General features: G+C 43.6%; 9 protein-coding genes. 2 read left to right on the top strand and 7 right to left on the bottom strand.

Translation table 11 applies throughout. The features are described 5' to 3' along the window. Positions 1-16: 16 nt before the first annotated feature. From astD to CYL31_RS17080, 3 genes are all read right to left on the bottom strand, one after another. Entirely contained in the window at positions 17-1,489 is a 1,473-nt protein-coding gene (gene astD, locus CYL31_RS17090; RefSeq protein ID WP_212916356.1) for a succinylglutamate-semialdehyde dehydrogenase, read from the bottom strand. 26 nt (positions 1,490-1,515) lie between these two features. Beyond that, entirely contained in the window at positions 1,516-2,568 is a 1,053-nt protein-coding gene (astA, locus tag CYL31_RS17085; protein WP_212916355.1) for an arginine N-succinyltransferase, read from the bottom strand. A gap of 70 nt (positions 2,569-2,638) precedes the next feature. Then, the gene (locus CYL31_RS17080; protein ID WP_212916354.1) at positions 2,639-3,652 is read right to left on the bottom strand and encodes an arginine N-succinyltransferase; all 1,014 of its coding nucleotides are present in this window, start codon (positions 3,650-3,652) and stop codon (positions 2,639-2,641) included. Positions 3,653-3,806: 154 nt separating this feature from the next. Here CYL31_RS17080 and CYL31_RS17075 point away from each other — a divergent pair, with 154 nt between their 5' ends. Further along, positions 3,807-4,028 (top strand): DUF1653 domain-containing protein, encoded by a 222-nt coding sequence (locus tag CYL31_RS17075; protein WP_212916353.1) that lies wholly within the window; start codon positions 3,807-3,809, stop codon positions 4,026-4,028. Positions 4,029-4,049: 21 nt separating this feature from the next. Here CYL31_RS17075 and CYL31_RS17070 read toward each other — a convergent pair whose 3' ends face one another. The 4 genes from CYL31_RS17070 to CYL31_RS17055 all read right to left on the bottom strand — a co-directional run bounded on the left by CYL31_RS17070 (position 4,050) and on the right by CYL31_RS17055 (position 10,373). Further along, positions 4,050-5,030 (bottom strand): LysR family transcriptional regulator, encoded by a 981-nt coding sequence (locus CYL31_RS17070; RefSeq protein WP_212916352.1) that lies wholly within the window; start codon positions 5,028-5,030, stop codon positions 4,050-4,052. 92 nt (positions 5,031-5,122) lie between these two features. Next, on the bottom strand, positions 5,123-8,212 hold the full coding sequence (locus CYL31_RS17065; protein WP_212916351.1) for an efflux RND transporter permease subunit: 3,090 nt from the start codon (positions 8,210-8,212) through the stop codon (positions 5,123-5,125). Beyond that, positions 8,212-9,324 (bottom strand): efflux RND transporter periplasmic adaptor subunit, encoded by a 1,113-nt coding sequence (locus CYL31_RS17060; protein ID WP_212916350.1) that lies wholly within the window; start codon positions 9,322-9,324, stop codon positions 8,212-8,214. The genes CYL31_RS17065 and CYL31_RS17060 overlap by 1 nt, the downstream gene beginning before the upstream one ends. Positions 9,325-9,464: 140 nt before the next feature. Then, complete coding sequence (locus CYL31_RS17055; protein WP_212916349.1) at positions 9,465-10,373, bottom strand: LysR family transcriptional regulator; 909 nt, start codon at positions 10,371-10,373, stop codon at positions 9,465-9,467. A gap of 177 nt (positions 10,374-10,550) precedes the next feature. On the opposite strand from CYL31_RS17055, the gene CYL31_RS17050 reads away from it, so the two are divergent. After that, positions 10,551-12,041 carry a CoA-acylating methylmalonate-semialdehyde dehydrogenase gene (locus CYL31_RS17050; RefSeq protein ID WP_072840641.1) on the top strand — a complete coding sequence of 497 codons (1,491 nt, stop codon included), beginning with the start codon at positions 10,551-10,553 and terminating at the stop codon, positions 12,039-12,041. Positions 12,042-12,074: the final 33 nt, after the last annotated feature.

Raw genomic sequence — 12,074 nt, 5'->3', positions numbered from 1 at the left:
TGCGTATTCTATTTCGTTAAAGGGTAATGCCGTGACCGAGTTTTTCTGGCATGGTTAAGCTGTCTGCCTCAATACTGGCCACTGGGTAAGCGCAGTAATCAGCTGCATAGTAGGCACTGGCTCTATGATTACCACTAGCTCCTGTGCCACCAAATGGCGCATTACTGGAAGCTCCCGTTGTTTGACGGTTCCAGTTGATAATCCCTGCTCGGCTATGCTGTAAGAACCATTCATACTCGGCTGCCTCATCGGATAATAGACCCGCAGACAAGCCAAATTTTGTATTGTTGGCAATGGTCATGGCTTGATCCAAAGAATCATAGCGAATCACAGTAAGCAACGGACCGAAATATTCCTGATCTGGAAGTTCGTCTAGCATGTCTGTTGCGTCGATAATACCCGGTGTAACAAAGCCGGTTTGGCTGTCGCCGCGAGTCATTTCTAGGATCGGTGATGCGCCTAATTTGATCAGTTTTTGGTAGGCTTGCAGTAAACCGTCGGCGGCTTGAGCAGAGACGACAGGTCCCATAAAGGGTTGTTCGATTGCATCAAAACGATCAATTTTTAGGGCTTTGGTTGCGGTAACAAGGGATTGCAAAATCGCATCACCTAGCGCGCCTTTGGGCAATAATAAACGGCGTGCACAAGTACAACGTTGTCCTGCTGATATAAACGCTGATTGGATGATTTCATGCACAGCAGCACGCTGATCCGTCACTTTTTCAGAAACCAATAATGGGTTGTTACCGCCCATTTCTAGTGCCAGAATTTTCCCTGGATGGCCGGCAAAACCTTTATGTAAAATATGACCAACCTGTGGGCTGCCAGTGAAGAAAAGCCCATCTATGCCTTGGTGGTTTGCTAGGGCAACACCTGTTTCACGCTCGCCTTGAATCAAGTTAAGTACGCCAGCTGGCAAGCCTGCTTTTTCCCATAATTGGATGATTAGGTCAGACGTGGCCGGTGCTTGTTCGCTTGGTTTGAAAACCACTGTATTACCCGCAATCAGCGCTGGCACAATGTGTCCGTTAGGCAAGTGACCTGGAAAGTTGTATGGGCCGAATACAGCAACCACGCCATGTGGACGATGACGCAGTCGAGCTGTTGCGCCCGGCATAGGCGTGTTTTTTTCGCCTGTTCTTTCGTGATACGCCTGTTTGGAAATCGCGACCTTGCCCACCATAGCAGCGGCTTCGGTACGAGTTTCCCAAATCGGTTTGCCAGTTTCTCGGCTGATGGTCGTAGCGATGTCTTCGCTGTGTTCTTTTACCAATTCTGCGAAGGCTTCAATAATCGTTAAGCGTTCTTCTAAAGGACGATTGGCCCAAGCAGGAAAGGCAGCGCGAGCGGCTTTGATAGCTAAATCTACTTGGCCTGAAGTTGCGGTGTTAGCTTGCCATACTAAACTGGCGTCCGCTGGGTCGATAGAGCGTAGTGGTTGGCCTTCACCTGCTAACCATTGACCATTAATATAATGTGCTTGCTTCATGATAGCTCCTGTTAATTCGTGCGTATTTATCTTGAATAGGGGGATAATTCCACGATTCGAACGGGTTCTTTATTTGTTATGCATAGACTGTCAGCTTCTTCTTGAGTCAAGGTCATGGCACTGCCTGGCGGTATTGAGCGTTGAATCAGAATGCAACGAAAGTCTTTTACCTTTGCATTCGAGACTAGGTAGTAATTACCTTCGTTTTTACCTTCACGGATGCCTTTAGGCTGGCCTATGTTTGCAAGGCAAAGTCGGCTGTCACGGACTGCGCGTATGTCTTGAACGCGAGCTTCTAAGCTTGGGCCGCCATCAAAAATGTCGACGTAGTTTTCGTAACGAAAGCCTTCTTGTTCTAATAGACGACGGGCTGGCACTGTATTTTTGTGAACTTGTCCCAGGACGTCTCGAGCTTCTTGTGGCAGCAAGTTCACGTAAACTGGATTGTTCGGCATTAGCTCGGCAATAAACTGTTTGTTGCCTTGCGCGGTAAGCTCGTCGGCTTCTTTGAAATCTATCGAGAAAAAGTGACGACCAAGACTTTCCCATAGAGGAGATACTCCTTCTTCGTTACTGACACCACGCATTTCAGCGAAGACTTTCTCTGTAAAGCGTTCAGGAAATTGTGCCATGAACATAAAACGTGCTTTAGAAAGCAGTTGGCCGTTTTTTGAGTGACGGTAATCTTCTTCTAAAAACAGCGTACAGATTTCACTAAATCCAGTGAAGTCGTTGTTGAGTATTAAAGTTGGAATGGCATTATGCACGCCAAGTTCACGAGAAGCGTGAGTAATGGTTCCTAGGTGATAGCTGTAAAATGGCTCGTCTAAGCCAACGGTGGCTAATATTCCACAGGTACCTACGATGTCACCTGTTGTGGTGTCTTCAAGCACCATTAAGTAATCTTCATTGTGAGGTTTGGTGACGTTTTCTTTGTTAAAAGAACGCACGGCGCCGTCGATTTTCTTTTGTAAAATGGCTTCGTCAGACACCAAAGAGGTAAAACCTATGCCGGTTTTTTCGGCAAGTCGGTAAAGTGACTTTAGGTCATTCTGACAAATGGGGCGTATGACCATCATGATGGTGTTCCTCGTGTTTAATTAAGCTGCTTTTGACGGTTATTAAGGTCACGCAGGTGGTTATTATTGTTTATAGAGCAACCCATTGGATGCGTTTTCCTGAAGAAATACCCAATCGTTCTTGGGTGGATTTTTCTAATGCTAATCCTGCTGCTTGTGGTTCAGCAGGTGCAGCAGTCACTCTAAAATGTTCTAAATGGCCTGTTGATATAAGGTGCATAGCGCCTTTTGAGGTTTCTGTTAGCGTTAGTGCCTTGTCAGTTTTCTGGTTGGTAATGGTGTGCAGGCTTTCTGTTCTTGCTTCGATACTTGGTCCAGCGTCAAATATGTCTACATAGCCTCGGAACTCAAAACCTTCCCCTAATAAAATGTCGGCACTTTGACCTGAGTTTTCATGCACAACACCAATGGCTTCTTGTGCTGCTTCTGGAAGCGTTGGTACATAAATCGGGTAGCGCGGCATTAATTCTGCGATGAAGTTTTTGTTACTGACACCTGAAAGATAGTCGGCTTTCTTGAAGTCCATGGTAAAAAAGTGTTTTCCCAAGGCATCCCAAAAAGCAGAGTAACCGTGTTTGTCGCTTTCACCACGTAGCTCTGCGAATAATCGTTTGGTAAAACGCTCTGGGTAACGAGCGATAAAGAGTAAGCGAGCTCGTGATAGCAAAGACATGGCAACGGGATTCTGGTGGGCCTTGTCGACAACTAAGGCGATAAGCCGACTGGTTCCGCTGTAGTCGTGACATAAGAAAAGAGCAGGGATACGATTGTGAATTTGTAACTGTGGCGACGCGTGTACCACTTCATCAATTCGGTAGCTGTAAAACGGTGTATCGACTCCGACCATAGCATCAATACCACAGCAGCCAACAATCTGTTCATTGCTGGTATCTACCAACACAAACAAGTAGGATTCGTCGCCTGGCTGCACTACGTCGGTTTGAAAAGAACGGCGTGAAGAAGCAATTTTGTCGTTCAGGCGCTCTCTATTGGCTGGGAAATTTGTAATACCAATACCTGCCTGTTGAGCAAGGCGTTCCAGCGCAGGAAGATCTGCAAAATCTACTGGACGTACTAGATACATAGAAAATTCCTGAAAATGAGTTAGGGCGATAGTATGTAAGTATTATTGCTGAGTTCTATTAGGCGTGTAAGAGAGCAACTTTCGAATTGGCGACAAGTTTTTCTAGATATTGGCTAATTATGGTCGATTTTTAAAAAGTATAGAGGGTTTAGATATGAAGGCTGGCGTTTATCAACATTATAAAGGGGCGCTGTACTGGGTTGAGCGAGTGGTAAAGCACAGTGAAACAGAAGAAGAACTGGTGATTTATCAGGCCTTATATGGTGAGTTCGGTTGGTGGGCAAGACCATTAAGTATGTTTCAAGAGTCTGTTGAGATAAATGGAGAAAGAATCCCGCGTTTTGATTGGGTCAGAGCAGAGCTCGACGCGGGATAATAATATTATATTAGACATGTATTAGGCTGGCGAATGCATCCAAGGTGATTCGCGCATGAAGTAAATGATTTGCTCTCTCAGCCAGCGATGGGCAAGGTCATTGTTAAAACGCTCATGCCAAAAAATATGTATAGGATGTCGACCATGATATTCATCGATCTCCAATACTTCTTTTGGAATTGGTAGTATTCTTACTGGGTAAAAATGTGCTTTTTCACACATCACTTGCAAGAATAAGTCTCCAATTGAGCGCGAAGTGACAAGTGCCATTCCTCGTTTCACCGCCTGCATAGCGACCATTAAGCTATCTGTCTCTAAGCTAGGTTGAATGATGTGGCCTTGTTGTTTGAGCTTTTGTTCTGTTTTTGAAAAAGAGCTATTGCGATGACTGCGCAGGTGATGAGTAACCACTTTATGTGCAAGTAGATCTGTCACCGATAATTCATCTTGATGGAATAATGGATGCGCTTCACTTAATACAATGCAGGCTTCCATATAACCTATGAGTTTGCTGCGAATATTTCCAGGCGTATCATTAATGCGCATAATTCCAAGATCTATATTGCCAGAAACAAGTTCATCAAGCTGTGAGTCACCCCATGAGCTTATTGATAATCTCATGCCTGGTGCTTGGTATTGTAATGATGCTAGTAATGGCTCAATAAAGTTTTCAAGATCGCCTTCATCTGCACGTAATTTAAAGCGACGATCTAAATTTTTTAGATCTAATGAATTCGGACTCATTAATTCAGATAGAGAGCTTAAAATTGGCTGTATCAGGTCGTGTAACTCTGAAGCGCGAGCCGTTGGGCTTAAGCCATAAGCTTGGCGGGTGAATAGAGAATCTTTAAACAAGTCCCTTAATCGCTGCAAACTTTTGCTAAGTGCTGGTTGGGTCACTCCAAGTCTTTCTGCTGCTCGTGAAACACTGCCTTCTTCCATAATAGTGACGAAGGCGACGAGTAGCTTAATGTCCAGTTTTAAGATTTCGTCTAAATGCATAAATTTCTCAAATAAGATAGATTACTGGGTAATCAAGAGCCTTACCTTCTATCCACGATAAGGCTCTCTCTTTTTAATATCACATTTAGGTATTATTCAAAGTCATTGTGATTACGATATTTGACTCGGAATAATATAGTGTAAAACACAGGTACTGCGACTAGTGTCAGTAAGGTTGCAAACCCTAACCCAAAGGAAATAACTACCGCCATTCCTTCAAAGAACGCGTCGTAAAGTAAGGGTACCATACCCAGAATAGTGGTAACGGCGGCCATACATACTGGGCGAACTCGGCTCACTGCGGAGACGAAAATGGCTTCGTACTTCTCTGTACCTTGTTCAAGCTCGTAGTTTATTTGGTCTGCTAATACGATACCGTTTTTCACAGTCATGCCAGATAAACTCAAGAACCCAAGCAATGCCATAAAACTAAACGCAGAGTTCATTACTAACAATCCGGTTGATACACCAATCAATGCTAATGGTACACAGAACCAAATAGTCAGCGGAACACGAACTGAGTTGAATAGTAGTATGGTAATAATGAACATAAACAAGTAGCCCATAGGCAATGCTTTGAATATATTCGCTTGGGCGTCGGTACTGCTTTCGTATTCACCGCCCCAATCTAAGACATAACCTGGCGGCAATGGAATAGCTTCGATTGCACCACGAGTACGAGAGAAGATTGCCATGGCAGTTTCATCCCCTAGAATCTTCGGATCTGCCATTACAGTAATGGTTCGTTTACGATCACGACGCTCAATGATGGGATCTTCCCAGACGGTTTCAAATCCAGATACCAGGGTAGAAAGCGTTACGTACGATCCTGTCGCTGGGCTATAGATTTGTAGATCTCTGATTTGATCAATAGAAACTCGCTCATTCTCTGGTGCTGTTCGTACGATAGGCAATAAATCTGTGCCTTCACGATACAAGCCAATTTGTGATCCAGTGAAGTTCGTTAGCAGAACATCGTCTAGCTCTGTTTTGCTAATACCTAAACGTCGAGCTTGAGCATCATTAAAGAGAGGCCGAAGTACCTTAACAGGCTGACGCCAATCATCTTTAATATTTTCAAGTCCACCATCATTACGGTAGATTTCTTGAACTTGAGCACTGAATTGACGTAAAAGCTTAGGATCAGGGCCACTAATACGAGCTTCTAATTTTGCACCTGTTGAGGGGCCTAACTGAAGGCGCTGTAGTTTAACTTCAAGCTCTGGGTACTCTTCCTGCATTTTGTAATACAAGTCTTTGAGCAAGCCAGGAATAACGTCAGTGTCTTTAGTTCGAACAATAAACTGCGCGTAGCTTGAGTTAGTTTGCTCTGCCTCGTAAGTTAGCATGAAGCGCAAAGCGCCTTGTCCTGTGGTTGAGGTGACGTATTCAATTCGGTCGTCTTTCAATAGTTCTTTTTCGATCTCCTGCACAGTAAGGTAAGTATTATCAATGTGCGTTCCTTCAGGCATTTGAATGTCCATATAGAACATAGGTGTCGTTGAAGGTGGGAAGAAAGATTGTTTTACAAATTGGAACGCCCAACCTGCAGTAAACAAGCTACCTACCAAAAGAATGACAGTTATCCAGCGGTAATGCATGGCTTTATCTAACAACCATTTATAACCAGTAAAGATAAATCCTTTGTAAGGGTCGACTAGTTCCTCAGCAGAACTGTCTTCACTGTTGGCTTTTGCAATCGTTTCTTTGAAAAATAAATCGCAGAAGAAAGGTGTTAGCGTAATAGCTGTGATCCAACTGAGCAGCAGTGAAATCAACAATACATAGAAAAGTGAACCGACGAATTCCCCTACAGCATCTGGAGATAAGCCAATGGGTGCAAACGCAGTAACAGCAATTACGGTTGCGCCTAAAAGAGGCCATTTAGTTTGTTTCACAACGGCGCTAGCCGCTTGCAATTTGGTCATGCCTCTTTGCATGCCAATAAGCACACCTTCGGTTACCACTATGGCGTTATCGACCAGCATCCCGAGCGCTATAATTAATCCACCAAGGGAAATACGCTGCAGGTTGATATGGAAGTAATCCATCACGATAAAGGTGCCAAGAATGGTAAGTAGTAAAATGATACCAATCAAAATACCAGAGCGAATGCCCATAAAAACCAACAGCACAAGGATAACGATACCCACAGCTTCAGCTAGGTTTAGTAGGAAATTCGATACGGAACGTTCTACTTCTTTAGATTGGAAGTAGATTGGTTCCATGTTTAAACCAACCGGTTGCTGATATTGCAGCTCCTCAATTCGGTTTTCTAATGCTTCACCAATTTTGACGACGTTTACACCCGATGAAAACGAGACGCCAAGTAATAGGGATTTGGCACCGTTAAAATCGACAATGTGAGTTCTTGGCTCTACGTATTCACGTTTGATGGTGGCTATGTCACTCAAACGAATTAAATTCCCATCCGTTGGTGTACCAACAATGAGGTTTTCAAGTTCAGAAATATCTTTGAATTCACCTGTAGGGCTGATGCGAATGTATTCACTACCTACTTTGACGCTACCAGCATTAGATACGCTGTTTTGGTTTGATAACAAGGTTTCTAACTGACTAGGAGCAATGCCCATATTAGTTAGCTTAGAGCGAGAGATCTCAATGGTGACTTGCTCATCTTGCTCGCCAGCCTCAGTCACTTTAGCAACGCCGTCCACAAGAACTAGCTCGCGTTTGACATAATCTACGTAGTTTTTAAGGTCTTTATATGGATAGCCTTGGCCATTGATTGCCAGCATGACACCGTATACATCGCCAAAATCATCTAAAACGATAGGTGTTGCAACGCCACTAGGAAAAGTACCAGTAATATCACGAATTTTCTTACGTACTTCATCCCATATCTGTTTAAGTTCTTTTGCTCGATAGGTATCTTTTATCGTCAATTGAACTTTTGAATAGCCTGCCTTTGAGGTCGATGTGATTTTATCAACGTAAGGCAAGTTTTGTAGTTCTCGCTCAATAGGGTAAGTAACTTCTTCTTCTACCTGTTCTGGTGAGGCGCCAGGGTAGTAAGTAATAATAAGAGAGTCCTTGATAGTAAACTCAGGATCTTCTAATTGACCAAGGCTTGTGAATGCAATAATACCGCCAACCAATAAGATCAGCGTGACCATCCAGCTCGTAACTTTACGTTTAATAAAATAAGCAGCAATATCCATTATAGGCCTCGCTCACGTGTCCATGGGCGAACGTGCATAGCTTCAGTCAGGCTATGTACACCAGCTGCAACTACTTGGTCTCCGGCTTTAAGTCCTGAAACGATTTCAATTTGATTACCTTGTAATGCCCCTAACTTCACTTGGCGAGCATTAACTTGGTTAGTGTCTTTATTAAATACCCAAACAGTGCTATTTGATTCTCCAGTTGTCGTGTCTTCGTGGCGAAGAACTGCTTCAACGGGAACAACATAATGTTTCTTCTGACCTAATAGGCGGCTAAGATCTATGTCTACGTTGGCTGTCATACCAGGTAGTAGCGTATGGTGTGGGCCATCATAACGCTGGAGTCGTAATGTTACATCGTAGGCTTTTGTTGTTTGATCTGGTGTGGTTTTGTGTTCTTTATAGCTGCCAGTTAAAACTTCGTCTGGTGCAACGTCCACAACAACCGTCGGTTTGTAATCTGAATTAGTGGATTTAATACTGACGACTAAACTTTCAGGTACTTGAAATTCCACATCTAAATCTTCGATGTTTTGTATGTGCATGAGTGTTTGTGTCGCACTTACGTATTGGAAGTTTTCTGTGGGTACAGAGGCAATGACGCCTTTGAATGGCGCGTATACTTTAGTGTATTTAAGCTGGTTTTTTGCCGTTTCTAGAGCATTATTCATTTGATCTAATGTTGCTTTACTTGAATCGTACTCGGATTTTGTTGTAGCGTTTTGCTTATATATTGCTTGAATACGTTTGAATTGTGCTTCGGCAAGGCTTTGGTTTGCTTGAGCAAGTTCTACTTGAAGTTTGAAATCCGTTGGATCAAGAACTGCAAGTAGTTCGCCTTTGTTCACGCGTTGCCCTGCAACAACATTTAACTCCATTAACTGTCCACCAACACGAAATGCTATATCAGCTTCTTCACTGGCTTTTAATTCAGCAGGGAAACGACGGACATTTACAGCATCGGTTGCGGCAATTGAAATCAGCTTAACTGGGCGAATAATTTCTTTTTCTACGACGGCTTCATCTTCGTTCGATGAGCAACCGACTAGAAGCAGAGAGGCAGCCAGCGTCATACCAATAATCGTATTTAAACGTTTTTTGGGGTTCATTCATTGCTCCGTAAATATTTAGGAAATTAATAGTTAGATGAATCTATATTATATCTCTTGCTTAAGGATATGAACTTTTAAATATATATGAAAGATATTCCTCTAAAGGGATATCTAATGAGAATAGCTGCTATTTTGCCTTATTGTGTTTTTTCTAACTCATCTAAAAAAGTTTCTAAAATAAGATTGGCGCGGGCACCTTTTCTGGTGATAGCTGAGAATTGTGTTATGTAGTGGCATTCTTCTGGGAGAATAGGGCGCATGCGTCCGTCACGAATCCAGTGGGCAGCCACATGATCTGGTAAAAAACCGATATAACGGCCAGTTAAAATAAGGAAGGCAATTCCTTCTCTGTCTGTGGCTGTGGCACTTGCGGTAAGAGGTTGATGCTGGGCTTTTATTTCGGGTGTTTGGGCATAGGCAGGAAGTACAGCATCAAACTCTTTAAGTTTGGCTTTTGATATTTTATTATCAGCGACACTAAACAATGGATGAGTGTCACTACAATAGAGTTTGGACTCTTCTTCGTAAAGGTGGTGATAATCCAAACCGCTGAGTATTTTTAAATCTGGCACGATACCAACATGTAAACGCCCATCTAGCACGCCTCGCTCTACATCCGTAGGCGGAATCATTCTAATGTTAATGGCAACCTGTGGGCCTTTGTCTTTTAGTCCTGCTAAAGCTCTTGTGATACGAGTATGCGGCAAGGTAACGAGATTATCAGTGATGCCAATATTTAACTCACCTTTTAGATGTTGGTGAAGAGCGTTGATATTGGTTCTGAAATCTTCGATGGAAGACAGTAGCTGTAAGGTAAAGTCATAGACTTGACTGCCTTCGTTTGTCAGCGAAAACCCTGAGCGTCCTCGTTGACATAAACGGAAGCCTAAACGTGTTTCTAAATCAGATATGGCAATACTGATCGCGGCTCGACTGATATTTAACTCAACCTCTGCGGCTGAAAAGCCACCGCATTCCACCACGGTTCGATAAATCCGCAATACGCGTAGATCTGCATCGCTTACCTGACTTTGAAATTGGTTCATTGTTGGCCTATATGTTCGTTAAGTTAGTTAAGTAAATGATTAACTAAGCGTTAATAGATTCGACTTTTTATAATCTATTCCCATAGGCATAGTAGAGTCAATGTTTGTTACTAATGTGACTTTTTTATGTCGTTATGATGCGACTAACCCTTTTAGAATGACTATAATGGAGTACTCATGGAAATCATCGGGCATTTGATCGACGGCAAGTATTCAGAGCAAGCCGAACGTACTCAGGATGTGTTTAATCCAGCAACTGGTAAGGTATCAAAAAAAGTCGCTATTGCTTCTCGTGCAACGGTTGAAGAAGCGATTGCCGCTGCTCAAGCTGCTTATCCAGAATGGCGTAATACTCCGCCATTAAAGCGCGCCCGCATTATGTTTAATTACAAAGTCTTATTAGAAAAACACTCGGATAAAATTTGCGAACTGATTGGCGCTGAGCATGGCAAGATTTGCCATGACGCCGCCGGAGAGTTGCAGCGCGGCATTGAAAATGTTGAATACGCCTGTGGTGCGCCAGAGTTATTAAAAGGCGAGTTCAGTAAAAACGTCGGTCCAAATATCGATTCTTGGAGCGAGTTTCAGCCGTTAGGAGTAGTTGCTGGTATTACACCATTTAACTTCCCAGCCATGGTGCCGCTATGGATGTTCCCGATGGCGATTGTGTGCGGCAATACTTTTGTTTTGAAACCATCGGAACGTGATCCGAGCACTGCATTATTTATCGCTGAGTTACTGCATGATGCGGGCTTGCCTGCCGGCGTCTTTAACGTGGTAAATGGTGATAAAGTGGCAGTTGATACCTTGTTGGAAGACAAACGAGTAAAAGCTGTGAGTTTTGTGGGTTCCACACCAATTGCTGAATATATTTATAGCAAAGCCAGTGCAAATGGCAAACGCTGCCAAGCTCTAGGCGGAGCAAAAAATCACGCGATTGTCATGCCAGATGCAGATATGGATAACGTCGTCAGCCAGTTACTTGGTGCGGCCTTCGGTTCGTCTGGGGAGCGTTGCATGGCTTTGTCGGTTGCTGTTGCGGTTGGTAAAGCGGCTGGAGATGCTTTGGTGAGTAAAATGGCCGACGCCATGAAACCGCTTAAGGTGGGGGAATGCTCAGATAAGAGTAATGACTTTGGTCCAGTTATCACCAAAGAGCATAAAGACAAAATCGTCGGTTTTATTGATAGTGCAGAATCGCAAGGCGCTACTGTTGTGGTGGATGGACGTTATCCACAAGTGGCAGGTTATGAAAATGGCTTTTTTGTTGGCGCGACACTCATTGATGGTGTGACCAAAGACATGGATAGCTACCAGCAAGAGATTTTTGGTCCTGTGCTGCAAGTGGTGCGAGTCGATACTATGGAAGAGGCTATGACGCTGATTAACGACCATGAATACGGTAACGGCACCTGTATCTTCACTCGTGATGGCGAAGCGGCGCGTTATTTCTCTGATCATATTGAAGTGGGCATGGTAGGTATTAATGTACCTTTACCTGTGCCTGTGGCGTATCACAGCTTTGGTGGTTGGAAACGTTCTCTGTTTGGTGATTTGCACGCTTACGGTCCAGATGCCGTGCGCTTTTACACTAAACGCAAAACCATTACTCAGCGTTGGCCTTCGGCTGGTGTTCGTGAGGGAAAGAGTTTTTCTTTCCCTTCATAAGTTGAATAAGTTAAATCTCAGACGTTTCTTTCG

Origin of the sequence: Marinomonas sp. A3A, from assembly GCF_018336955.1 — a bacterium.
Taxonomy (GTDB): domain Bacteria; phylum Pseudomonadota; class Gammaproteobacteria; order Pseudomonadales; family Marinomonadaceae; genus Marinomonas; species Marinomonas lutimaris.
Note: the sequence above shows the minus strand (reverse complement) of the source record. Positions and strands in the feature narration are given on the sequence as shown.

Excerpts from the sequence above, each read along its gene's own strand:
- CYL31_RS17060 (WP_212916350.1), bottom strand. The coding sequence starts at position 9,324 with ATGAACCCCAAAAAACGTTTAAATACGATTATTGGTATGACGCTGGCT.
- CYL31_RS17050 (WP_072840641.1), top strand. The coding sequence starts at position 10,551 with ATGGAAATCATCGGGCATTTGATCGACGGCAAGTATTCAGAGCAAGCC.
- astA (WP_212916355.1), bottom strand. The coding sequence starts at position 2,568 with ATGATGGTCATACGCCCCATTTGTCAGAATGACCTAAAGTCACTTTAC.
- CYL31_RS17065 (WP_212916351.1), bottom strand. The coding sequence starts at position 8,212 with ATGGATATTGCTGCTTATTTTATTAAACGTAAAGTTACGAGCTGGATG.
- CYL31_RS17080 (WP_212916354.1), bottom strand. The coding sequence starts at position 3,652 with ATGTATCTAGTACGTCCAGTAGATTTTGCAGATCTTCCTGCGCTGGAA.
- CYL31_RS17075 (WP_212916353.1), top strand. The coding sequence starts at position 3,807 with ATGAAGGCTGGCGTTTATCAACATTATAAAGGGGCGCTGTACTGGGTT.
- astD (WP_212916356.1), bottom strand. The coding sequence starts at position 1,489 with ATGAAGCAAGCACATTATATTAATGGTCAATGGTTAGCAGGTGAAGGC.
- CYL31_RS17055 (WP_212916349.1), bottom strand. The coding sequence starts at position 10,373 with ATGAACCAATTTCAAAGTCAGGTAAGCGATGCAGATCTACGCGTATTG.
- CYL31_RS17070 (WP_212916352.1), bottom strand. The coding sequence starts at position 5,030 with ATGCATTTAGACGAAATCTTAAAACTGGACATTAAGCTACTCGTCGCC.